Origin of the sequence: Pseudomonas sp. NPDC089530, from assembly GCF_050280705.1 — a bacterium.
GTDB lineage: Bacteria > Pseudomonadota > Gammaproteobacteria > Pseudomonadales > Pseudomonadaceae > Aquipseudomonas.
In genome coordinates, this window is the sequence record NZ_JBNNVU010000029.1 from 22,571 (window position 1) to 46,219 (window position 23,649).

Consider the following 23,649-nt stretch of genomic DNA (forward strand, 5'->3'; position numbering starts at 1 on the left):
CGTTGTCATGACACGGACGCAGGGTGACACCGGTTTTTGCCTTGCGCAGGAACCCCACTGGACAGCTATTCGGGCAACAGGATTGTGGAGAAGACAAAGATCATGGCGCGCCAACTGATTGTGTGTATCGATGGCACCAACAACCGTTTCAGCGATGAACCGACCAACGTGGTTCGCCTGTTTCGCTCCTTGCCCAAGGACAGCGACACGTTGCTGGCCTATTACGATCAGGGCGTGGGCACGTTCGGGCTCAGCGAAACCCTGTTCGAATGGCAAAAGGTGCCGTCGCGAGTCGCCGGGCTGATGTTTGGCTGGGGGATCAAGCGCAATGTGCTCAATGCCTATCGTTTCCTGATGGAGAACTACCGCAAAGGCGACCAGATCTTCCTCTTCGGTTTCTCCCGCGGTTCCTATGCGGTGCGGGTCCTGGCGGCGCTGCTGCATACCATAGGTTTGTTGCCGGCCCATCAGACCCAGCTGATGGATTTTGCCTGGTCGTTGCTGACCGCTCGCCTGCAACCCGGCGGTAGCGCCCAACCCGATCGCAAACGCGTCCTGAGCTACGCCTGGTGGCGCATGAGCGGGGACAAAAAGCCGGACTTCGACCTGATGGGCAGCTTCAAGGCCAGTTTTTCACGGTCGGTGGGCGTTCACTTCCTGGGGCTGTTCGATACCGTCAGTTCTGTGGGCTGGGTGTATGACCCGCTGATCGTGCCTTACACCCGGAGGAACAAGGACGTGAAGATCATCCGCCATGCAGTGTCCCTGGACGAACGCCGCAGCTTTTTCCGGCAGAACCTCTGGACAGCAGGCGAAGGCGTGAACCTGAAGCAGGTCTGGTTCGCCGGTGTGCATGCGGATGTGGGCGGCGGTTACCCGGCCAGTGAATCGCAGCTGGCGCTGATTGCCTTGCGCTGGATGATCGGCGAGTGCCTGGAAGCCGGGTTGCGGATCGATGTCGAAGCCTGTCGCGCTGAACTCTATCCCGCATCCTCCGTGCTCCAGGATCCGCTGGCCCAGGCCCACGATTCCCTGACCCGCAACTGGCTGATCGCCGAGTGGGTGCCACGCCTGGTGTGGGACCCGCAGACCCACCGTCGAACCCTCAAGCAGGGTTCACGGCCGCCGTTCGGCGAAGCCCGGTCGCGGGTGATTCCCACGCCTGAAGCCGGGCAGAAAGTCCGGGTGCACCACTCCGTGGTCGTGCGGCTGAAGGGGCCGCTAAGCAGCGACCAGCCCTGGGGCCGCCAGCTGAGTTACCGGCCGGAAAACCTGCTGGGCATCGATTCCGCGCTGATCGAGCCGGTTGCCGACTCGCCCAGGCTGGCCGAGCACAACTTGTAAGGTGGCCAGCCGACTCACTGCCGATGCCGGCGCAGCCACTCGATCTGTTGCGCCGGCACCTGCTGGCGCAGGGCTTTGTACAGGGCCCGGGTTTCCAGCAGGTTCCAGATCCGCAGCAGGGTTTCCAGGGCGTCCAGGGGTTTGCTGATGAAGTCGCGGGCGCCCAGGGCCAGGGCGCGCAGGCGGGTGTCCCGGGTGGCGTCGGCGGTCAGTACCAGGATCGGCAGGTAGTCGTTGACCGGGATGCGCCGGTTGAGCTGTTCGAGCACGGCGAAACCGTCGAACTCGGGCATGTGCAGGTCGAGGATCACCAGGTCCGGTTCGAAGCTGTTGAACAGGTCCAGGGTGCGCAGCGGCTGGGTGCTGCTCAGCACGTTGTGCAGGCCTTCGCGGGCCAGCAGTTGTTCCAGCAGATCGAGGTTGGGGCGCTGGTCGTCGATGATCAGGATGCGCAGATCGTGGTTCATGCAGGCTCCGGTAAATGTTGCTCAAGGTGGGCGAGAAACGCCGGGATATGGATCGGCTTGGTCAGGATCGCCGTGGCCCCGGCCTGGAGCAGGTCGCGGTGGGTCAGGGCGCTGGCGTCGGCGGTGATCATCAGCACCGGGGTGCCGGCGGTGGTCGGCGATTCCCGCAGCCGGCGCAGTACTTCCAGGCCGGTAAGATCCGGCAGGCTGACATCCAGCAGGATCAGTTGCGGCCCGTGCTGGCGCGCCAGGTCCAGGCCCATCTGGCCCTGCATGCTCGACAGCAGACGAATGCCCGGGCGGCGCTGCAGCAGGGTTTCGATCAGCGCCAGGCTCGACAGGTTGTCTTCGATGCACAGCACCTGGCCACGGTACTCCACGGCCTCGACGCGGGGCGGCAGGGCCGACACCGGCTGCTCGAGCGCCTGTTGTTCCAGCGCCAGGCGCGCACCGGCAGTGGCAACCTGCACGAACGGCAGTTGCAGGGTAAAGCAGCAACCCTGGCCCGGGGTGCTGTGCACCCGCAGGCTGCCGTCCATCATTTCCAGCAGGCTCTTGCTCAGGGCCAGGCCCAGGCCGGTGCCTTCCACCCGCGGGTCGGCGCCCAGGCGTTCGAAAGGCCGGAACAGCTGGTCCAGACGCTCCAGGGGAATGCCGCTGCCGGTATCGCTGACTGCCACCTCGACCCGGGTATCGAGCACGTTCACGGTAATGCGCACCTGGCCCTGGGGCCGGTTGTACTTGATGGCGTTGGACAGCAGGTTGAGCAGCACCTGGATCAGCCGCTGGCGGTCGGCGATCACCCCGCTGTGCTCGCCCAGCGCGGGCAGGGCGGCCAGGCGGATGCCGGCGTCGGTGGCCATCGGCGAAACCAGGGTCAGGGCCTCGTGCAGCACCGAGCCCAGGGCGATCGGCTCGACGTTCAACGGCAAATGCCCGGCCTCGATGCGGGCGATGTCCAGCACCTCGTTGATCAGCGTCAGCAGGTGCTGGCCGGCGCGCAGGATATGCCCGACCTGGGGGCTCTGGCCGCTGGGCGAGTCCATGTCCAGCAGCTGGGCGAAACCGAGGATGGCGTTGAGCGGGGTGCGCAGCTCATGGCTCATGCGCGAGAGGAATTCGCTCTTGGCGCGGCTGGCGCTTTCGGCTTCTTCCCGGGCGGTGCGCAGGGCGATTTCCGCGGCGCGGCGGTCGGTGATGTCCCGGGTGATCTTGGAAAACCCCCGCAGCGCGCCGCTGGCGTCGTATTGCGCGGTGATCACCACGCTGGCCCAGAAGCGGCTGCCGTCCTTGCGGCAGCGCCAGGCTTCTTCCATGTAATGGCCGTCGCGGGTGGCTTCGCGCAGGGCCATGTCCGGGTGCGCCGGGCATTCTTCGGCCAGGTAGAACAGCGAGAAGTGGCGGCCGATGATTTCCTGTTCGGTGTAGCCCTTGATGCGCTCGGCGCCGGCGTTCCAGGTGGTCACCCGGCCTTGGGTGTCGAGGGCGAAGATCCCGTAGTCCTTGACCCCGTCGATGATCAGCCGCAGGCGTTCCTCGTTGTCGCGCAGGGCCCGTTCGCGTTCGGCCAGCAGTTGCCCGGCCTCCACCAGGCGGGTGCCGAGCTGGCCGATCTCGTCCTGTTCCGGGGCCTGGGGCCGCAGCGGCTGGCCCAGGGCCAGGCGCTGGGCGTTGCCTTGCACCTGCTGCACCCGGGCGACTATGCCCTTGGACAGGAACAACACCGCGACGATTGCCCCGAACAGGCCGCAGACCGCCGCCAGCAGCGTGGCCAGCAGCAGGCGCATGCGGGTCGCCGAGGCCGCGGCGCTGCGCTCGGCGAGCAAGGCGTCCTCGCGGATGCGCATGGCGCTGATCTGCTCGCGCAATACGTCCAGCACCTGCTTGTTCTCGATCAGGATCGCGGTGATGCGCGCGCTGTCGTCGGGCCGGCCGTTGCGCAGGGCCACCAGGCCGTCGAGCTTGTTGCCGATCAGCGGGGTGATGGCCTTGAGGTGATCGCGCATCCGCGCGTCGCGGATATTGCTGTCCAGGCGTTGCAGCGCGGCCCGGATCAGCGGCTGGGCGCGCTCGTAGCTGGGCAGGAAGTCTTCGCGGCGGGTCAGCAGGTAGCCGCGCACGCTGGCCGCCGCTTCGGCCAGCAGGGTGTGCACGGTCTGGATATCGCCCTGCACCAGCAGCACCCGGCGCACGTCTTCCTCGGCGCGGGCGGTCTGGCGTTCGGTGATGTAGATCAGCACCAGGGACAGCAGCAGGATCACCAGGGGCAGGGAAATCACCACCAGGGCCTTGCCGCGCAGGGGCAGGTCGAGCCAATGCCGGCTGGCCAGGAGCCTCATGGCCATTCTCCCGCGGGTTGCGCCACCAGCCCCAGGGCGATGCCGCGCACCGCGGCCTGGGTGCGGTCCGCCGCGCCGAGCTTGCCGATCACCCGCTCCACATGGGCCTTGGCGGTGCCGGTGGTGATGCCGAGCTTTTCGCCGATCTCGCGGTTGCTGAAACCGCCGGCCACCAGGCCCAGCACCTGGCGTTCGCGGGCGGTCAGGGCCGCGGCCTGGGTGCCGCTGCCGTTGGCGTTGCGCTCGGCGATGCGCCGCAGCAGCCGGGCGCTGACCGCGCTGTTGAGGGCTTCCTCGCCCCGGGCCACCCGTTGCAGGGCGTCAAGCACTTCGCCGAGGCTGGCATCCTTGAGCAGGTAGCCCACCGCGCCGGCGGCAATCGCCGCTTCCAGGTGGTCGGGGCTGTCGTCCATGGTGAAGATCACCACCTTGATCGCCGGTTGCCGCTGGTGCAGCAGGCGCGCGGCGCCGAGGCCGTTGAGCCGCGGCATGCGGATATCGAGGATGGCGATGTCCGGTTGCAGGCGCTCGCAGAGTTCCAGGGCTTCCTGGCCGTCGCGGGCCTGGCCGACCACCTCGAATTCCGGGTGGCCGGCCAGCAGGGCGACGAAGCCGGTGCGGGTGACTTCATGATCGTCCGCCAGGACCAGGCGCAGGGCAGGGCTCATGGTTGCTCTCCGACCAGGCCCAGCGGCACCCGAGCCAGCAACCGGGTACCGCTGCCGGGGGCGCTGCGCCAGGACAGTTCGCCCCCCAGCAGGCTGGCGCGCTCGCGCATCGCCGCCAGGCCCAGGTGCTGGTTGTCGCCGTCGGGTGGCAGGTGGTCCAGGGTGCAGCCGACGCCGTCGTCTTCCAGGGCCAGCATGGCCTGGGCGTCCGTCACTTCCAGGCTCAGTTGGGCGTGGCTGGCCCGGGCATGCTTGAGGATGTTGTTGATGCCTTCCTGGGCAATGCGGAACAGGGCGATTTCCCTGGCCCCCGGCAGCCGCGCGTCGGACTGTTGCCGCCAGTGCACCTGGATGCCGGCGTCGCGCAGGCGGTCGGCTTCCTTGTCGATGGCCTTGAACAGGCCGAAGTCGTCCAGCACGTTGGGGCGCAGGCCGCCGATCAGTTGCCGGCCTTCGCCGACGCAGCCCTGGGCCAGGTGGAGGATGGCCTGCAGTTCGCCGTGCAGCGCCTCGGGCAGTTGCGGGCAGCGCCCGGCGAACCCCTGCAGGCGCTGATGCAGCCCAGCCAGGGTTTGCGCCAGGCCGTCGTGCAGGTCGTAGGCCACCCGCTTGCGCTCGTCTTCCTGGGCGGTGAACAGGCGGTGCACCAGCTCCGACATGGTGCGCTCCCGGGCTAGCAAGGCCTCCAGCAGGCGCTGGTTTTCCAGGTGCGCCGCCAGCAGGGTGGCCAGCAGTTGCAGGGACTCCAGGTCCTCGCTGTCGGCGGCGGCCAGGGGCATGCTGTTGGCCAGCAGCAGGGCGCCGAAGGCCTGGCCGTCGGCCCCGGGCAGGGGAATGCGCAGCACCTGGGGCAGGGCGCTCTCCGGTTGCGCCAGCCATTCGGGGTGCAGGGTCGTGGCCCGGCCCAGGCCGTGCAGGGCCGCCAGGCGTTCGCTGCCGCCGTGCTCGGCGGTGGCCCGGGGCGGCTCGGCGGCGCGCCATTCCAGCAGCAGGCCGTGGTCCATTGCCATGAAGGCACAGGCCCGTTGCAGGGCGCGGCGGCGCATGGCGCAAGGCGGCAGCTGGGTCAGTTCCTGGCCGGTGTCCACCAGCAGGCGCAGGCGCGCCGCCCGGCTTTGCGCCTGGCGGTACTGGGTGCGGATGGCCAGGGCGCTGCCGGGATCGTGGGTCGGGCTTGGCATGAAAGAAGGCTCCAGCGTTGAAGGGCGTGCGCTCGCGAGCGGGCATTAGACCCGGTTGCCGGCCGCTGGCCTATCTGCCGAATGGCATAGGCCGCGGGCACCGGTTGGCCGATGGCGAGGCGCGGGCGGGTGGGCAAAGTGGGCGCATTGAAACCCACTGGAGCATCCGGATGAAACTGCAAACCACCGCCATCGCCTTGTTGCTGGCCCTGACGGCCCCGCTGGCTCAGGCCTTGGACGCCACGCCTTATGTGTATCGCACCGTCGCCGAACAGCCGCAGAACCAGGGCGACCGGGAGATCGCCGGCCTGTTCGACCGCTGGAACGCGGCCCTGCAAACCGGCAGCGCGAAAAACGTAACCAGTCTTTACGCCGCCGACGCGATCCTGCAGCCGACCGTGTCGAACCAGGTGCGCACCACCCCGGCGCAGATCCAGGACTACTTCGAGCATTTCCTCGCAGGCAAGCCGGTGGGCCAGATCAACTACCGGGAAATCCGCCACCTGGGCCCGGACGCGGCCATGGACAGCGGCGTCTACACCTTCACCCTGCACGAGGCCAACGGCGCGACCCGCCAGGTCCAGGCGCGCTACACCTTCCTTTACGAGCGCGTTGACGGTCAGTGGAAGATCCTCAACCACCACTCTTCGGCCATGCCCCAGGCGCAGCCGCAACTGCAGGCCAGCCATCGCTGAGGACGGTCTTGTAGGAGCGAGCGTGCTCGCTCCTACAGGTTTTGCGGTCTTGCGATGGCGGCGTCAGTAATAGATGCCCTTGGCGTCGTAGGGCAGCAGTACGGTATCGACCGCTGCGTCCACCGGCAGGCTCACCACCGCCACTACAGGGCAGACGATGCTCATCCAGCAATAAATCGTGGCATAGCCGTCATAACCTCTGGCGCCGCGCATGGTCAGCAGCTGGATATTTTGCTGGGTGCCTTTATAGAAATCGTAAGAGATGTACTGATCGTTGGCCCGGGCCATCAGGGTGCCGCAGCCCGAGAGGGCGAGTGTCCCGAGCAGGACGAGGGAGGTGAGCGCTTTGATGATGCCATTCCTTAGCAAGCCGATTTGCGGCGCGCATGTTCGCATCGGTGGCGGCTGTGGGCCAGCTGCTTTTGCTGCCGGTGCCGGTGGTGCATTCGAGAACGCCATCGCCGGCAAGTCGGATCGCCGCCCGCTGGCTCCTACAAAGGCCGGTGCCAGGTGCCGATGCCACGGGACCCGCGAACCTGTAGGAGCCAGGCTTGCCGGCGATAGCGGTGGTCCGTTCACCTGCGTTCTCGCTGTCAGCCCAGCACCTCGCGCAACCGATGCCACAACATGCCCAGCGCCAGCAGCGGCGCGCGCAGGGCCGGGCCGCCGGGGAAGGTCAGGTGGGGGACCGCGCTGAAGATATCCAGGCCCTGGCTGTGCCCGGCGTGGATGGCTTCGGCCAGCAGGCGCGCGGTCCAGTGGGTGACGTTGACCCCATGCCCGGAATAACCCTGGGCGTAATACACGTTGGGGTACTGGCGCAGGCGCCCGACCTGGGGGAAGCGGTTGGCGGTGATGCCGATCTTGCCGCCCCATTGGTAGTCGATGCGCACATCGGCCAGCTGCGGGAACACCTTGAGCAGCTTCGGCCGCATATAGGCGCCGATATCCGCCGGGTCGCGCCCGGAGTAATGGCAGGCGCCGCCGAACAGCAGGCGCCGGTCCGCCGAGAGCCGGTAGTAGTCGAGGCCGACCTTCTGGTCGCACAGCGCCAGGTTCTGCGGGATCAGCTCGGCGGCCAGGGCCGGCGCCAGGGGCTCGGTGGCGACGATGTAGCTGCCCGCCGGCAGCACCTTGCCACCGAGGCGCGGCTCCAGGTCGTCGAGGTGGGCGTTGCAGGCCAGCACCAGGCTCCCGGCGCGCACCCTGCCGTTGGCGCAGCGCACCTGCACGCGGTCGCCGTGGAGCAGTTCCAGTACCGGGCTCTGTTCGAAGATCCGCACCCCCAGCCTGCGGGCTACAGCCGCCTCGCCGAGCACCAGGTTGAGCGGGTGCAGGTGCCCGGAACCCATGTCCACCAGGCCCCCGGCATACACCGGGGACGCCACCACCTGGGCCATGTCCCGGGGCGCGACCAGGCGGGTTTCATGCACGTAGCCCAGGGCCGCCAGATGTTCCTGCTCGGCCTGGAACGCGGCGAACTGCGCCGGGGTATTGGCCAGCTCGCAGAAGCCCCAGCGCAGGTCGCAGTCGATGCCCTGTTCGCGCACGCGCTGGCCGACCAGGGCCACCGAGTCGATGCCGGCCCGTTCCAGGTAACGCACGCCTTCGGCGCCGACGTAGCGGGTAAAGCCGCTGACGTCGTGGCCGATGCCACGGATCAGTTGCCCGCCGTTGCGCCCGCTGGCGCCCCAGCCGATGCGCCGGGCCTCCAGCAGGATCACCGAGAGACCGCGCTGGGCCAGTTCGATGGCGCTGTTGACCCCGGTGAAACCGCCGCCGATCACGCAGACATCGGCGTCCAGATCGGCGCTCAATGGTGGGTAGTCCGGCAGCGCATTGGCCGAGGCGGCGTAGTAGGAGCGGGTGTGTTGCGCATGGCTGTGCTGGTTCATTGGTTGGACTTCACTTTGCTCCAGGAACGGGTCATCAGGCGCATGATCTGCGGGCTCTGGGTGCTGGAGATGTACAGCTTGTCGAGCACCGCCTGGGGTGGATAGACCTCGGGGTTGCTCACCAGCCCGGGCTCCATGTACGGCTGCGACGCCGGGTTGGGGTTGGCGTAGCCGACAGAGGCGCTGACCTTGGCGATCACCTGCGGGTCCAGCAGGTAGTTGATAAAGGCATGGGCCTCCTTGGCATTGCCGGCATCCGCCGGAATCGCCAGCAGGTCGAACCACAGGTTGCTGCCTTCCTTGGGAATCGAGTAGGCGATCTTCACCCCGTTCCTGGCTTCCTTGGCGCGATTGGCGGCCTGGAACACGTCGCCGGAATAACCGAAGGCCACGCAGATATTGCCGTTGGCCAGGTCCGAGACGTACTTGGAGGAGTGGAAGTAGGTGATGTAAGGCCGGATCGCCAGCAGCTTGGCTTCGGCTTTCTTGTAGTCCTCCTGGTTTTCGCTGCGCGGGTCCAGGCCCATGTAGTTGAGCACCGCCGGGAACACCTCGTCCGGCGAGTCCATCATCGATACCCCGCATTGGCTGAGCTTTTTCAGGTTCTGCGGCTCGAAGAACACCGCCCAGGAGTCGATCCGGTCGACGCCCAGCACCTGCTTGACCTTGTCGACGTTGTAGCCGATGCCGTTGGTGCCCCACAGGTAGGGCACCGAGTACTGATTGCCCGGGTCGTTCTGCTCCAGCAGGGCCAGCAGTTTCGGATCGAGGTTTTTCCAGTTGGGCAACTGCTCGCGGTCCAGCTTGAGGAAGGCCCCGGCCTTGACCTGGCGCGCCAGGAAGTGGTTGGACGGCACCACCACGTCGTAGCCGGTGCGTCCGGCCAGCAGCTTGCCTTCCAGGGTCTCGTTGGAGTCGAAGACGTCGTAGATCACCCGGGTGCCGGTCGTGGCCTGGAAGTCGGCGAGGGTGGTCTCGCCGATATAGTCGGTCCAGTTGTACACGCTGACTTTCGATTCCGCCTGGGCCGTGGCGCCGAACAGCACCGTCAGAGCCAGAGGAGCCACTGATTTCCATGGACGCATAGCGATACCCCTTGTTTCGGTTTTTATTGTGAACTGCGGGTGTAGCCCTGTGGCGCTGCCCTGTAGCCCTGTAGCCGCTGCCGAGCGCCAGCGAGGCTGCGATCGATGGCGCAGCCATCGCCAAACCAGCGCACGCGGTGTTCCTGATGCAACGGGGGGCTGGGTTTACGACGGCTTCGCCGCCGATCGCAGCCTCGCGCTGCTCGGCAGCGGCTACAGGAACTGTGCAAGCCTCAGACGCTGAGCAACAGGAATTCCCGTTCCCAGGAGCTGATCACGCGCTTGAAGTTCTCGTGTTCGGCGCGCTTGACCGCCACGTAGCCGCGCACGAATTTGCGGCCCAGGTAACGCTCGATGGTCGGGCTCTCTTCCATGCGGGTCAGGGCGTCTTCGATGGTGATCGGCAGGCGCAGGTTGCGCCGCTCATAGGCCCGGCCTTCCACCGGCGCGCTCGGCTCGATGCCTTCGACCATGCCCAGGTAGCCACACAGCAGGCTGGCGGCGATCGCCAGGTAAGGGTTGGCGTCGGCGCCGGGCAGGCGGTTTTCCACGCGCATGGCTTCCGGGCCGGAGGTCGGCACGCGCAGGCCGACGGTGCGGTTCTCTTCGCCCCATTCGACGTTGACCGGCGCCGAGGTGTCCGGCAGGAAACGGCGGAACGAATTGACGTTGGGCGCGAACATCGGCAGCACCTGGGGGATGTACTTCTGCAGGCCGCCGATGTGATGGCGGAACAGCTCGCTCATGCGTCCCTCGGCGTCGGCGAAGACCGGCTTGCCGGTGGCGCTGTCGACCACGCTCTGGTGCAAATGCATGGCGCTGCCGGGCTCGTCGGCCACCGGCTTGGCCATGAAGGTGGCGGTGACGTCGTGCTTGAGCGCGGCCTCGCGCAGGGTGCGCTTGAACACGGTGATCTGGTCGGCCAGGTCCAGGGCGTCGCCGTGGCGGAAGTTGATTTCCATCTGCGCCGGGCCGTCTTCGTGGATCAGCGTGTCGAGGTCCAGGCCCTGGGCCTCGCACCAGTCGTAGACGTCCTCGAACAGCGGATCGAATTCGTTGGCGGCGTCGATGGAGAACGACTGGCGACCGCTTTCGGCGCGGCCGGAGCGGCCCAGCGGCGCCTTCAGCGGCAGGTCCGGGTCTTCGCAGCGCTGGGTCAGGTAGAACTCCATCTCCGGCGCGACGATCGGCTGCCAGCCCTTGTCGGCGTACAGCTGCAGGACTTTTTTCAACACGTTGCGCGGCGACAGCTCGATGGGGTTGCCTTGTTTGTCGAAGGTGTCGTGGATGACGATGGCGGTCGGCTCGATGGCCCAGGGCACCAGGTAGATGCCGGTGGCGTCCGGCCGGCAGATCATGTCGATGTCGGCCGGGTCCAGCAGGTCGTAATAAACATCGTCGTCGACGAAGTCCCCCGTTACCGTTTGCAGCAGCACACTTTCCGGCAGGCGCATGCCTCGCTCATGCAGGAACTTGTTGGTGGGCGCGATCTTGCCGCGGGCGACGCCGGTCAGGTCGCTGACCACGCATTCCACTTCGGTAATCTGGTGTTCTTTCAGCCAGGCTGACAGCTGATCGAAAGGGGCATTCATAAAGACCTCGTAAATGATTGTCGATGACGCGCCCAGCCGCTTCCTCTGTGGCGCGTTGGCGACTATCTTGGGCAAGCCTTGCGGTTCCATCTATCCACTTTCAGCAGCACCGGAGCGCACCAAAAGAGTGCGCAAGGTTCTCCCATGACAGCGTCGACAGCTCTTCAGGTCCAGGCCTTCAACACCTTCGATGTGGCCGATCAGATCCGTGCCACCCCGGGTTGGGTCCAGCATTACCAGCAGATGTCGCCCGGGCATTTCGCCGGGCAGGTGCGTTATCTGGACCTGCAGGGGGTGCAGGTCTACGAGGAATGCATGAATACCCGGGTCGAGCAGAATTTCAGCGCGCCGCGGGATTCCCTGGCGTTCTGTTTCGACCGCAGCGACAACGCCCTGTACCTGCTCAACGGCGAAAGCCGCAACATCTGGATCACCCCGGAGAACTACCAGGAAATCGCCGTGGTGTTCGGCCCGGAGTTCGTCCGCGGCCATGGCCTCGAGGCGCAGCGCCTGGACGGCCTGTTCCTGGCACCCCTCAGTTGCCGGCAGAACGCCTTGTTCAGTCGCTGGCTCAGCAGCACTTTGACCCAGCTGTCCCAGACCCTCGATCCGCCCAGCCGCGAGGCCCTGACCCAGCAGTTGCTCGACGATTGCCTGTTCATCCTCGACAACGCCTGCGCGCGCCTCGACGGCGGCAGCCTGCGCCGGCGCGCCGAGGAGCGGGCGATCATGCAGCGGGTCGCGCAATGGGCGGCGGATGAGCCGGAAGACAGCCTCAACCTGCTAGAACTGTCCCAGGTGGCCGGAGTCTCCCTGCGCCAGTTGCAGAGCGCCTTCAAGGCCTTCGCCGGCATGGCGCCGACCCAGTGGCTGCGCCTGCGCCGGCTGAACAGCGCGCACCGCGAACTGCTGGCTCGGGGCCCGGACGACACCACCGTGGCCGAGGTGGCGATGCGCTGGTCGTTCTGGCACCTGGGGCGGTTTTCCAGCAGCTACCGGGCGTTGTTCAAGGAACTGCCCAGCGAGACCCTGAAACGCGGGTAACGCTGAGCAGTCCGGTGGACGGCGCGGCGTTGCCCGCGGGCGTCAGCGGGCTCAGCCGTCCTCGCTCGTGGGCGCTTCGGCGGTCCTGACCTTTGCCTTCGACCCCTCGAGATAAGCCCACAGCGCCCGGGCCACGGCATCGCCGTCGGGGCCGCCGCCGAACACCTGCTGGCCGATGCTCAGGCCGAGCTGGCGATAGCTTTCGAACTGGGCCTCGTCGAAGAACTGGTCGATGGTGGTCTGGTTGGGAAAGGCCGTGTTGGCCTGGGCGTAGTTCTGGACGTCCAGCGACACCGAGCCGATCAGCCGCGGCTTGAGCACCAGGATGCGGCTGACCGGGGTGTCGGCAGCATCGCCAGCGTAGACGTTGAGCAACAGCGCGCAATGCTGGTCGGTGGCCGAAGGTTGGGTCTTGAACTGCGCCATGGGCGCGAACACCTTGTCCAGTACCTTCTGCTTGACGATGGCCGTGTCCTCGCGGATTTCCAGGCCATGGTCGATGCGCGCCAGACGGATCAGGTTGCTCAGGTCGTCGAACTGGTAATCGGGATCGCAGCCGCAGTCGCACAGCACGATCAGCTCGACCTGGCGTTCCTGGCGCAGCAGCTCATAGGCGGCGGTGTTCTCGAAGTGACCGCCGTCGGAGAGGTACTGGTAGGCGCGCCGCAGGCCATGGAAATGCGCGCTCAATTCATAGAACAGGTAGGTCTGGGTCGGCAGCCAGCGCGACATTTTCGCTCCCAGGTTTTCCTGGGGCTCTTGGGTCTCCTGGAGTCCCTGGTGCCCGGGGTCGACAAAACGGCTGGGCCACCAGTTGCCCAGGCGGATGTTGGCCAGGCCCAGCAACAGCGAGGTCCCCAGGCTGGTGGCGCGCCCCAGGCCGGTGGTGAACGCGGCGCCGGAAACACCGATCCACTGGCCGATGGTCAGGGGGTAGGAGATTTCCGATTTGAGCTGGCCATCCGGCTGGCGCGGGTAGATCTTGCCATCGAGGATGAAAGTGCCTTCACCCTTGACGCTGCCCGGCGCCAGGCACAGCGGCTTGCCCTTGCGGTCGCGCTGCACCAGTTGCTCGGCGGGGTCCACCGTGAGGTTCATGGTCACGTTGATCAGGTGCAGCGGGCCGGCGTTCGGCGTGTCGTAGTAGTGCTCGACGCTGATGTCGTCGTTGCCCAGCGGCTCGGCCACGCTCATGTGCTTGCGCCGCTGCTCGGGGGTGCCGTTGAAGCGCTTGCCGTTGGACGCGCCCATGTAGGCGCGGACCAGGCGGGCGCTGTAGTAGGACTGCAACGACGAGGTATTGAGGAAGCCGACGAAGAGGCTGCTGACCCAGGTCAGCCCTGCCGCCACTGCCACCAGCAGGAGCAGCCGGGAGAGATGGCCGCTTTCCTCGAGGCGGATGCTGCCGTCGGCGCTGACCCAGACCACGAACAGCATCCACACCAGGCAGACCACCGCCAGCAGCAGGATGCCACCGATCAGCATCATGATTTCCAGGGGCAGCAGCCGCAGCCAGGCCGGAAGGGTTTTCTCGTCGCGCAACAGGGCCAGGCGCCGCACCAGCCAGATCAGTACCGGCAGGGTGCCCACGGCGCCCTGGGTCAGGATCTTGAGGTGCAAGTAGATCTCTTCGGAGAGCGACACCAGGAATGCGGCGAACAGCAACCCGGCCAGGCACATGATGATCCGCGCCAGCAGGCGGGTGACCTCGACCCGGTAGTTGCGCACGGTGAAGATGCCATCCTGCTCGTTGGCCTTGCGGTTGCGGTCTCCCAGGATGTGGATCAAGGCCCTGGCATAGACGAGGCCCAGGACCGCGATCGCGGCGAACCCGAGGAACAGGTCGCCCACGTTCGGCGCGTTGTGGCCCTGGCCCACGATCAGCGAGGTGACGAAGAACCCCAGGGCCGCCACGCCGCAGGCCAGGGCCGCCAGGTTGCCCAGGGCCGGGGGACTGCCCAGGCTGCTGGTCGGCAAGACCAGCCAGTACGCCAGGCAGCAGGGCAACAGCCCGAGGATGAACACCGCCACGGGCAGCACGTACAGGTTGGGCACCCACAGCAGTTGCAGCAGCATCAGCAACGACAGGGTGAGGATGATCGGCATGCCGATCACGAAGTGCAGCGACAGCCAGTTGCGCCAGGTGATCGCCAGGGCGTAGAGGGTGTCCCCCGAGCCGGTCGGGGTCAGGTAGCGGCCGTTTTCCCGCAGCCAGGCGGTGGACGCCATGCCGACGTCTTCCCTGGAGTAGTCGATGCTGGTGCTGATGCGCCCCGGCGGCTCGTAGCGCAGGACCTCATAGGCATTGGCCGCCGCGACCCAGGCGGCGTGCTGCGAGGGCGATTGTGGATGGCTGCCGCCCGGGGCTGCGGCGTAGCCGGGTGGCGGCTCCTTGCGCAGGCGATTGGGCATGAACAGGCTGGAGAAAAAACTGCCGATATAACCGCCGCCGCTGACCGTGGACAGGTAGTCGAAGCGCGGCAGCAGGGTGGTGGCGAGGGTGTCGGGCTGCTTCTGCTCCTGTTCCAGCTTCTCGGCCGGGGCTGCGGCCGCCCTGGCCCGCGCCATCGCCTGCAGCACGCCGAAGCAGAAGGTGGCGCTGCGGATACCGCCTCCGGACAACGCCAGGCCCCAGGGCTTGCGGGGCTGGCCCTGGGCAGCAGGCGCGGGTTCGAGGCCCAGGACTGCACGACGCTGTTCGATACGTTGCCTTTCTCCCTCGTAGTGCTGGGTCGGTTCCATGATGCGCTCCTTGCATGGGAAGTAGTGGCAATCTGCTTATTGGATTAAAGCAGAACGGCGTCACATTTCTGCGATGGCCGGGCTCAATCGAAAGTGAAGTTCACGAAATATTATTTATTTTGAAATGTTATTAAAAATCATGTGCTTATGGCGTTAATGACGTTATATCAATCGTCATCTATGGTTTGACCCTGGCCTGCAATCGCGGTGTAACTTGCCTGTTACTTGAGGTCACTACTTTGCGTGGGGCGTTTTTTCCCGCTCTGTAACTTCAAGGAATTCAACCGCGTATGCCTACTCTTACCCGCAGGAAGCTGATGCAGGCCGCAGCTATCGGATCGGCCTTTACCTTGCTGCCAGACTCCATCCGCCAGGCCCTGGCGATCCCCGCCAACAACCGCACCGGGACCCTCCGCGACGTCGAGCACGTGGTGATCCTGATGCAGGAAAACCGCTCCTTCGACCACTACTTCGGCACCTTGCCCGGGGTGCGCGGCTTCAGCGACCGCTTCACCATCCCGCTGCCCGGCAAACGCTCGGTGTGGGAGCAGCAGGGCATCGGGCGCGTGGTGCTGCCGTATCACCTGGACAGTTCGCGGGGCAACGCCCAGCGCGTCAACGGCACGCCCCATTCGTGGATCGACGAGCACGCGGCCTGGGCCAGCGGGCGCATGGCGGCCTGGCCGACCTTCAAGACCAACACCTCCATGGGCTACTACCGCGAGCAGGAGCTGCCGTTCCAGTTCGCCCTGGCCAACACCTTCACCCTGTGCGATGCGTACCACTGTTCGGTGCACGCCGGGACCAACCCCAACCGCCTGTTCCACTGGACCGGCACCAACGGCCCGACCGGCGCCAACGTGGCCGCGGTGGTCAACGAATGGGACGGCCCGGGCGCGGTGGACGTCGGCTACACCTGGAAGACCTACCCCGAGCGCCTGGAAGAGCGGGGCGTCAGCTGGAAGATCTACCAGTACCTGCCGGACAACTTCGGCGACAACCCCCTGGCCGGTTTCCGCCAGTACCGCCGCGCCAGCGTGCAGGCCGGCAACCCTGCGCAGCCGCCGGAAGACTTCACCGCCTTCGTGCCCTACAGCGATGCGCTCAATGCCCGGGTGCCGCTGTACAAGGGCAATGGCAACACCTTGCCGGCCCGCGGCGGCAGCGACCTGGAGGGCATGCTCGCCGGGTTTCGCAACGACGTGCAGCAGGGCAAGCTGCCCAAGGTCAGCTGGATCGTCGCACCGGCCGCCTATTCCGAGCACCCGGGGCCGTCGAGCCCGGTGCAGGGCGGCTGGTTCACCCAGGAAATCCTCAAGGCCCTGACCGACAATCCCGAGGTCTGGAGCAAGACCGTGCTGCTGGTCAACTACGACGAGAACGACGGCTTCTTCGACCATGTGCCGTCGCCCTCGGCGCCGTCGCGGCGCCTGGACGGCAGCTTCGCCGGCAAGTCCACGGTGGACTTCGACACCGAGGTGTTCACCCACCTGGCGCCGCCGGGCACCACCCAGCAACCCCGTCCGGACGGCGGTATCTACGGCCCCGGCCCACGGGTGCCGATGCTGGTGCTGTCGCCCTGGAGCCGCGGCGGCTGGGTCAACTCCCAGGCCTTTGACCACACCTCGGTTCTGCAATTTCTCGAGAAGCGCTTCGGCGTGCGCGAGCCGAACATCAGCGCCTGGCGTCGCGCGGTCTGCGGCGACCTGACCTCGGCCTTCAACTTCGTCAATCCCAACAGCGAAATCCTCCCGCCGCTGCATACCACCACCCGCCAGGCCGCGGACCTGCTGCGCCAGCGCCAGGAACAACTGGCCCAGGTGCCGCTGCCGGACCCGAGCCGCCAGCAATTGCCGCAGCAACAGCGCGTGGCCCGGCCGTCCCGGGCCTTGCCGTACCGGCTGAATGTCGAGGCCAAGGCCAAGCGCAAGGCCCTGTCCCTGACCCTGAACCTGCAGAACACGGGGGAGCAGGGCGCGGTGTTCCACGTCTACGATCGCCTGCACCTGCTGGACGTGCCCCGGCGCTACACGGTGGAGGCAGGCAAGCAGCTCAAGGACAGCTGGCAGACCGCCGGGCACTACAAGCTGTGGCTACTGGGCCCGAACGGTTTCCACCGCAGCTTCCACGGCAACCTGCTGCTGCGTCAGCCCGAGGTGTCGCTGTTCAGCCGTGGCAACAACCTGCAGCTGACCCTGAGCAACCCGGCCAGGGAAGCGGTGTCGGTCACCATCGAGCGTTGCCCCTATACCCAGCAGGGGCCATGGCATCTGGAGGTGCCCGGGCGCAGCGAGGTGCAGCAGATGTTCGCCTGCCACGCCAGCGGCGGCTGGTACGACCTCACCGTGCGCGCCGAGGGCGGCTGGTTGCGGCGCCTGGCCGGGCGCCTGGAGACCGGTGCCCACAGCATCAGCGACCCGTTGATGGGCGTGTAACGAGGCCGGGGTGCCCGGCCCGCAAGACACTGCGTTTCTCCAGGCCGATCGTTGCGGCAACTGCGTTGCCGTTCGCAGCCTCGCTGCCGAGTGACAGCGAGGCTGCGCTCGACCGCGCAGCGGTCGCCAATCCGTGGGCCGGGCACTGCTTTCAGACACAGCCAGGACCTTGCGCCTGGCTGGCTACACGCCCTGGGACCCTGGTTCCAGGGCGCCCGCCGATTCTTCCAGCCACATGAAAACCCGCAGCGGATTACACGAAAGGGCTTGGTTTGCGATATGAATATTAATTAGAATCAGTCTCATTTAAGCCACCCTTCGCACAGGGCCTCTTGACATGATTGACGCAGCGACGCCACCGGAGCACAGCCTACATGCCCTGTACCGCGATCATCGAAGCTGGCTCGAAAGCTGGTTGCGCCGGCGCATGGGCAACGCCTGGGATGCGGCGGACCTGAGCCAGGACACCTTCCTGCGGGTGCTGACCAATTCCCAGCAGATCGTCGACCTGCGCGAACCCCGGGCCTACCTGGTGACCGTGGGCAAGCGCCTGCTGAGCAACTTCCACACCCGGCGCAAGCTGGAGCAGGCCTACCTGGACGCCCTGGCCAGCCTGCCCGAAGACAGCGTGCCGTCCCCCGAACAGCGCTGGGTGCTGCTGGAAACCCTGCAAGCCCTGGACGAGCTGCTCGACGGCCTGCAACCCGTGGTGCGCCGGGCGTTTCTCTGGAGCCAGCTGGAAGGCCTGGGTTATCGCGAGATTGCCGAGCGCCTCGACGTATCGGAACGCACCGTCAAGCGCTACATGGCCCAGGCCTACGAACATTGCCTGCTGGCGGAACTGCTGTGATGCGCGCCGCGCCGTCCAGCGAAACCCGCGAAGTGGCCCGCGCCGCGGCGCAGTGGCTGGCGCTCTTGGAGTCCGGCGCGGCCGATGCCGACGACCATGCGCGGTTGCAGCACTGGCGCAACAGCCATAGCCAGCACGAGAGCGCCTGGCAGAAGGCGCAGTTGCTGCGCCAACGCTTTTCCGCCTTGCCCTCGGCCCTGGCGCTGGCCACCCTGGACCGTCCCGACCCGTCGCGCCGCGCGGTGCTCAAGCGCGCCCTGGGCGTCGCGGCGCTGGTGCCGAGCGCCTGGCTACTGAGTCGCCAGCTGCCCCTGGAGGTGTGGCGCGCCGACCTGCAGACCGGCACCGGTGAGCACCGCAAACTGTCTCTGGCCGACGGCAGCTTCTTGCAACTGAACACCGCCAGCGCGGTGAACATCGACCTCGGCGCGCGGCAGGTGACCCTGGTCCGCGGCGAAATGGCGCTCAAGGTCGGCGGCAGCGCGCCCCTGACCATCCACGGGCCCTATGGCCGGATCGTCGTCAGCCGCTGTGAAGTCTGCGTGCGTCTCAACGAGCGCGATTGCCGGGTGTCGGTGGTCAGCGGCTCGGTGCAGTTGCACCCCTTGCAGGGGCCGCAGCTGGTGCTGCGCGAAGGCCAGCGGGTGCGGCTGCGGGCGGACGGCGCCGGCGAGATCGACGCTTTCGACGTCCTGCTGCCGGGCTGGCGCGACGGCGTGCTGATGGCGCAGAACCAGCCCCTGGGGGATTTTTTGCGCGAGCTGAGCCGCTATCGCCCGGGCCTGCTGCGCTGGGAGCCGGAGCTGGAAACCTTGCGGGTGACCGGCAGCTTCCGCCTCGACAACACCGATCGCGTGCTCGCGCTGCTGGCCGCCAGCCTGCCGCTGGAAGTGCACTCGCGCACCCGCTATTGGGTGACCTTGGTCCCACAGAAAAACCCGTCCAAAAACACCGCGTAAAAAAATAGTGCCTGAAGCCTGTCCCTTTTTTTCGCCTCGCCGGTCATTCCAGGTAAGTGAACAAAAAACGAGAGCTTCCTCCCATGCCCGCAGTATTGCCTTTCCGTTTGCGCCCGGTGTCGCCGGGCCTGCGTCCGTTGTTGCATTTGGGCCTCATGCTGACCCTGAGTTCCAGCCCGTTGCTGATCCCGTCCAGCTGGGCGGCCGACGCCGCCCGGCGCAGCTACCAGGTGCCGGCCGGCCCGCTGAGCGCCGCGCTGACCCGTTTCGCCGGCCTGGCGGGGGTCAACCTGTCGGTGGACCCGCAGCTGGTCAGCGGCCGCAACAGCAGCGGCCTGTCCGGCGAGTACGGGGTGGAGGAGGGTTTTGCCCGTCTGCTGCAAGGGTCCGGCCTGCAACTGCAAGCGGTGGGGGAACAGGCTTATATCCTGGCCCCGGCACCCGAAGGCGGCAGCCTGCAACTGGCGCCGACCTCGATCCAGGGCGCCAGTACCGCCAGCGATGGCGACGTCTACGCCGGCGGCCAGGTCGCGCGCCGTGGCTCCCAGGGCCTGCTGGGCTCGAAGGACTTCATGGAAACCCCGTTCAGCATGACCACCTACACCAGCGAGGCGGTGAAGAACCAGCAGGCCCGGACCTTGGGCGACCTGATCGCCAGCGACCCCTCGGTGCGGGCCACCAACCCGGCGGGCGGGCGCTACGAGCAGTTCACCATCCGCGGCTTCAGCCTGTTCAACAGCGATGTGGCCTACAACGGCCTGTACGGCGTGCTGCCGACCTACACCATCGACATGGAAATGGCCGACCGGGTGGACATCCTCAAGGGCCCGACCCAGCTGATCAACGGCATCTCGCCCCGGGGCAGCGTGGGCGGCGGCATCAACGTGGTGCCCAAGCGCGCCACCGACAAGCCGATCACCGAGTTCACCGGCAGCTACGCCTCCGAAAGCCAGCTCGGCGGTGCGGTGGATGTGGGCCGGCGCTTCGGCGAGGACAACAAGTTCGGCGTGCGCCTGAACGCGGTCAAGCAGTCCGGCGACACCAAATGGGATCACCAGAGCGTCGACCGTGAGATGGCCGTGCTGGGCCTGGATTTCCGTGGCGAGCGCCTGCGCCTGTCGACGGACATCGGCCACACCGAGCGCGATACCGACGCGCCCCAGGAGCGGGTGCAGATCGGCGCCAACGCCAAGGTGCCGGACGCCGACGACGTGCGCCACAACTATGCGCAGGCCTGGAGCAAGGCGCGGACCAAGGACACTTTCGGCACGGTGAATGCCGAATACGACCTCAGCGATTCGGTGATGCTCTACGGCGGCGTCGGCGCGCGCAAAAGCAACCACGACTTCCTGCGTCACGCCGTGTCGATCACCAACGACGCTGGGGATTTCAGCGTGCAGCCCCGGGACTTCACCCGGGACGAAAATGTCCGCACCACCACCGCGGGCGTGCGCAGCTGGTTCCACACCGGCCCGGTGAGCCATGAGGTCAACCTGGCCGCCAGCTACTTCTACATGGACTTCGAAAACGGCGGCGCGCGCTATGCCGCGTCCCCGAGCAACCTCTACAACCCGCGGCCGACGCCGACTCCATCGCGGCCGACGCGTTTCGACCCCAAGGTCTACACCGAGAACCGCTTCAGCGGCGTGGCGCTGTCCGACACCCTGGGCTTCTTCGACGACCGCTTGCTGCTGACCCTGGGCGCGCGCTGGCAGCGGGTCAAGGTCGACGACTGGAGCGACGGCATCAAGGGCGACACCGCCTATGACGAGGAAAAGGTCTCGCCGTCGGGCGGCCTGCTGTTCAAGGCCACCGACCGGCTGTCGCTGTACGTCAACTACATGGAAGGCTTGAGCCAGGGCAAGATCGCGCCGTCGACCTCGATCAACGAGGACGAGATCTTCCCGCCGTTCATCAGCCGCCAGGTGGAGGCCGGCGCCAAGTACGACGCCGGCGCCTTCGCCCTGACCGCCGCGGTGTTCCGCATCAAGCAGCCGGCTTACGAGACCAACGCCACCACCCGGGTCTTCGGCCCCAACGGCAAGCGCCAGAACGACGGCGTGGAGCTGAGTGTGTTCGGCGAACCGCTCAAGGGTTTCCGCCTGCTGGGCGGGGTGATGTACATCGACAGTGAGCTGAAGGACACCGTCGGTGGCACCTTCGACGGCAACCGCGCGCCGGCCACGCCGAAGTACAACGTCAACCTGGGGGCCGAGTGGGACGTGCCGAAAGTCCAGGGCCTGACCCTGACCGCCCGCGGCATTTACTCCAGCTCGCAGTACCTGGACCAGGCCAACAGCAAGGAAATCGATTCCTGGGAGCGTTTCGACCTGGGCGCCCGCTATGCCTTCAAGCTCGACGAGAAGGACATCACCCTGCGCGCCAACGTCGAAAACGTGCTGGACAAGCGTTACTGGAGTTCGGCCGGGGCCTCGGACGACAGCGAACCCGGCCTGACCCTGGCGACGCCGCGGACCTTGCTGCTCTCGGCCACCGTGGGGTTCTGAAGTAGCACCCGGATACGCGCCGCAGGGAAGGGCGCGATCCTCTGTCGATCGACCATGACCGGCTCTCGGTCGAGGAAGGATGCATGCCCGTTATTACCTGAAGAACGTGCCGTCTCTTGTATGAGGCAACTGGCCATTTAATGGCAACTAAGAAAGTTGTCATAAAGATGGCGATGGCATGGTGTGTTTAAACTTTTATTCCGGGTTTTTTTAAGTCGGGGTATTGGCCTGCGCGCGAGATTTAACTTGTTTATAAAGGCGCTATGTAAATATCCCGAATAAGTTTGAATAAGTAGTTGCGCAGCCCTGCTAATGATAATAATTTGCATGTCGAATTTAACGAGGGTGAACAGATGTTAAATGATGGCGTATTGCTCACTAGTCCTCTGCAAAAAACCAATGCCGACTATCTGGCCCGGCAAGGCAAGTTCGAATCCAATGTGCGCAGTTATCCGCGAAAGTTGCCCTTGGCCATCGCCAAGGCCCATGGGGTCTGGGTCACCGACGTCGAAGGCAAGACCTACCTGGACTGCCTGGCCGGCGCCGGCACCCTGGCCCTGGGGCACAACCACCCGGCGATCATGGCCAGCCTCGACAGCTTCCTCGCCTCGGGCCTGCCAATGCACACCCTGGACCTGACCACCGCGGTCAAGGACGCCTTCAGCGAAACCCTGCTCAGCCTGTTGCCGGGCCAGGGCCGCGACTACTGCCTGCAGTTCTGCGGGCCGTCCGGGGCGGACGCGGTGGAAGCGGCGCTGAAACTGGCCAAGACCCACACCGGGCGGCACAACGTCATCAGCTTCTCCGGCGCCTACCACGGCATGACCCACGGCGCCCTGGCGCTGACCGGCAACACCGCGCCCAAACACGCCATCGCCGGCCTGATGCCGGGGGTGCAGTTCATGCCGTACCCCCACGAGTACCGCTGCCCCCTGGGCATCGGCGGCGCGGCGGGGGTCGAGGCGCTGAGCCATTACTTCACCCAGTTCATCGAAGACGTGGAAAGCGGCGTGTCGCTGCCGGCGGCGGTGATTCTCGAGGCGGTGCAGGGCGAGGGCGGGGTCAACTGCGCGCCGAATAGCTGGCTGCGGGCGATCCGCGAGGTGACCCGCAAGCACGGGATCGTGCTGATCCTCGACGAAGTGCAGGCCGGTTTTGCCCGCACCGGCAAGATGTTCGCCTTCGAGCACGCCGGCATCGAGCCGGACATGATCGTCATGTCCAAGGCGGTGGGCGGCGGCCTGCCGATGGCGGTGCTGGGCATCAAGCGCGAGTTCGACGCCTGGGAGCCGGGCAACCACGCCGGCACCTTCCGCGGCAACCAGATGGCCATGGCCGCGGGCCTGGCGACCCTGCACGTGTTGCGCGAGCAGAATATCGCGGCCCTGGCCGAGCGCCGCGGGCAGTGGCTCAAGGAGCAGCTGAGCGCCCTGCAACCGGACTATCCGGCCCTGGGCCAGGTGCGCGGGCGCGGCCTGATGCTCGGCATCGAGATCGTCGACGAACGCCAGCCGGCCGACCGCCACGGGCATTTCCCGAGCGACCCGGCCCTGGCCGTGGCCATTCAGCAGCACTGCTTCAAACAGGGCCTGTTGCTGGAGCGCGGCGGGCGCCGGGGCAACGTGATGCGCCTGTTGCCGCCGCTGGTGATCGACGACGAGCAGTGCCAGCAAGTGGTTGCACGGTTCAGCCGTGCGGTGGCCGAGGCGTTATTGCAGACGCGCCCCTGACGTTGAGCGGGCAAGTTGTCCCGGAGAAATAACAGCTGTCGATGAAGGTGTGTCGGTTTTGACACTTTTAATTATCGGCTGAGCAACTTCCGGCAGCAGGGATTTTATTTGCAAGT

At 66.4% G+C, this 23,649-nt stretch carries 17 protein-coding genes; 8 read left to right on the plus strand and 9 right to left on the minus strand.

Translation table 11 applies throughout. From position 1 onward, the window contains the following. The first annotated feature begins 102 nt into the window (after positions 1 to 102). Positions 103 to 1,344: a DUF2235 domain-containing protein gene (locus ACQKQA_RS13600; RefSeq protein WP_427558022.1), complete on the plus strand. Its 1,242-nt coding sequence runs from the start codon at positions 103 to 105 to the stop codon at positions 1,342 to 1,344. 14 nt (positions 1,345 to 1,358) lie between these two features. Here the strand turns inward: ACQKQA_RS13600 and ACQKQA_RS13605 are convergent, their stop codons facing one another. The 4 genes from ACQKQA_RS13605 to ACQKQA_RS13620 are packed head-to-tail and all read right to left on the minus strand — an operon-like array spanning position 1,359 to position 5,999. Then, positions 1,359 to 1,811, minus strand: a complete 453-nt coding sequence (locus ACQKQA_RS13605; RefSeq protein WP_427558024.1) for a response regulator — start codon at positions 1,809 to 1,811, stop codon at positions 1,359 to 1,361. Next, positions 1,808 to 4,150 carry an ATP-binding protein gene (locus ACQKQA_RS13610; protein ID WP_427558027.1) on the minus strand — a complete coding sequence of 781 codons (2,343 nt, stop codon included), beginning with the start codon at positions 4,148 to 4,150 and terminating at the stop codon, positions 1,808 to 1,810. Before ACQKQA_RS13610 ends, ACQKQA_RS13605 begins: the two co-directional genes overlap by 4 nt. Then, complete coding sequence (locus ACQKQA_RS13615; protein ID WP_427558030.1) at positions 4,147 to 4,818, minus strand: response regulator; 672 nt, start codon at positions 4,816 to 4,818, stop codon at positions 4,147 to 4,149. The genes ACQKQA_RS13610 and ACQKQA_RS13615 overlap by 4 nt, the downstream gene beginning before the upstream one ends. After that, positions 4,815 to 5,999, minus strand: a complete 1,185-nt coding sequence (locus ACQKQA_RS13620) for a sensor histidine kinase (RefSeq protein ID WP_427558033.1) — start codon at positions 5,997 to 5,999, stop codon at positions 4,815 to 4,817. Before ACQKQA_RS13620 ends, ACQKQA_RS13615 begins: the two co-directional genes overlap by 4 nt. Positions 6,000 to 6,169: 170 nt before the next feature. On the opposite strand from ACQKQA_RS13620, the gene ACQKQA_RS13625 reads away from it, so the two are divergent. Continuing rightward, complete coding sequence (locus ACQKQA_RS13625) at positions 6,170 to 6,694, plus strand: SgcJ/EcaC family oxidoreductase (RefSeq protein ID WP_427558036.1); 525 nt, start codon at positions 6,170 to 6,172, stop codon at positions 6,692 to 6,694. A gap of 63 nt (positions 6,695 to 6,757) precedes the next feature. On the opposite strand, the gene ACQKQA_RS13630 is transcribed toward ACQKQA_RS13625, so the two are convergent. The 4 genes from ACQKQA_RS13630 to ACQKQA_RS13645 form a co-directional block, all read right to left on the minus strand. Beyond that, the gene (locus ACQKQA_RS13630; protein ID WP_427558097.1) at positions 6,758 to 7,063 is read right to left on the minus strand and encodes a YceK/YidQ family lipoprotein; all 306 of its coding nucleotides are present in this window, start codon (positions 7,061 to 7,063) and stop codon (positions 6,758 to 6,760) included. A gap of 224 nt (positions 7,064 to 7,287) precedes the next feature. Continuing rightward, positions 7,288 to 8,589 (minus strand): NAD(P)/FAD-dependent oxidoreductase, encoded by a 1,302-nt coding sequence (locus ACQKQA_RS13635; RefSeq protein WP_427558039.1) that lies wholly within the window; start codon positions 8,587 to 8,589, stop codon positions 7,288 to 7,290. Continuing rightward, positions 8,586 to 9,674 carry a polyamine ABC transporter substrate-binding protein gene (locus ACQKQA_RS13640; RefSeq protein ID WP_427558041.1) on the minus strand — a complete coding sequence of 363 codons (1,089 nt, stop codon included), beginning with the start codon at positions 9,672 to 9,674 and terminating at the stop codon, positions 8,586 to 8,588. Before ACQKQA_RS13640 ends, ACQKQA_RS13635 begins: the two co-directional genes overlap by 4 nt. A gap of 233 nt (positions 9,675 to 9,907) precedes the next feature. Further along, positions 9,908 to 11,266 carry a glutamine synthetase family protein gene (locus ACQKQA_RS13645; protein WP_427558043.1) on the minus strand — a complete coding sequence of 453 codons (1,359 nt, stop codon included), beginning with the start codon at positions 11,264 to 11,266 and terminating at the stop codon, positions 9,908 to 9,910. Between the two features lie 144 nt (positions 11,267 to 11,410). Here ACQKQA_RS13645 and ACQKQA_RS13650 point away from each other — a divergent pair, with 144 nt between their 5' ends. Beyond that, positions 11,411 to 12,310: a helix-turn-helix domain-containing protein gene (locus ACQKQA_RS13650; protein WP_427558045.1), complete on the plus strand. Its 900-nt coding sequence runs from the start codon at positions 11,411 to 11,413 to the stop codon at positions 12,308 to 12,310. Positions 12,311 to 12,361: 51 nt separating this feature from the next. Here the strand turns inward: ACQKQA_RS13650 and ACQKQA_RS13655 are convergent, their stop codons facing one another. Next, positions 12,362 to 15,052 carry a hypothetical protein gene (locus tag ACQKQA_RS13655; protein ID WP_427558048.1) on the minus strand — a complete coding sequence of 897 codons (2,691 nt, stop codon included), beginning with the start codon at positions 15,050 to 15,052 and terminating at the stop codon, positions 12,362 to 12,364. A gap of 290 nt (positions 15,053 to 15,342) precedes the next feature. On the opposite strand from ACQKQA_RS13655, the gene ACQKQA_RS13660 reads away from it, so the two are divergent. From ACQKQA_RS13660 to ACQKQA_RS13680, 5 genes are all read left to right on the plus strand, one after another. Beyond that, on the plus strand, positions 15,343 to 17,487 hold the full coding sequence (locus tag ACQKQA_RS13660) for a phosphocholine-specific phospholipase C (protein ID WP_427558051.1): 2,145 nt from the start codon (positions 15,343 to 15,345) through the stop codon (positions 17,485 to 17,487). 337 nt (positions 17,488 to 17,824) lie between these two features. Continuing rightward, positions 17,825 to 18,337, plus strand: coding sequence for a sigma-70 family RNA polymerase sigma factor (locus tag ACQKQA_RS13665; RefSeq protein WP_427558053.1), 513 nt, complete (start codon positions 17,825 to 17,827; stop codon positions 18,335 to 18,337). Then, positions 18,337 to 19,296: a FecR domain-containing protein gene (locus ACQKQA_RS13670; protein ID WP_427558056.1), complete on the plus strand. Its 960-nt coding sequence runs from the start codon at positions 18,337 to 18,339 to the stop codon at positions 19,294 to 19,296. The genes ACQKQA_RS13665 and ACQKQA_RS13670 overlap by 1 nt, the downstream gene beginning before the upstream one ends. A gap of 83 nt (positions 19,297 to 19,379) precedes the next feature. Then, complete coding sequence (locus ACQKQA_RS13675) at positions 19,380 to 21,803, plus strand: TonB-dependent siderophore receptor (RefSeq protein WP_427558058.1); 2,424 nt, start codon at positions 19,380 to 19,382, stop codon at positions 21,801 to 21,803. Between the two features lie 353 nt (positions 21,804 to 22,156). After that, positions 22,157 to 23,533: a diaminobutyrate--2-oxoglutarate transaminase gene (locus ACQKQA_RS13680; RefSeq protein ID WP_427558061.1), complete on the plus strand. Its 1,377-nt coding sequence runs from the start codon at positions 22,157 to 22,159 to the stop codon at positions 23,531 to 23,533. Positions 23,534 to 23,649 lie beyond the last annotated feature (116 nt).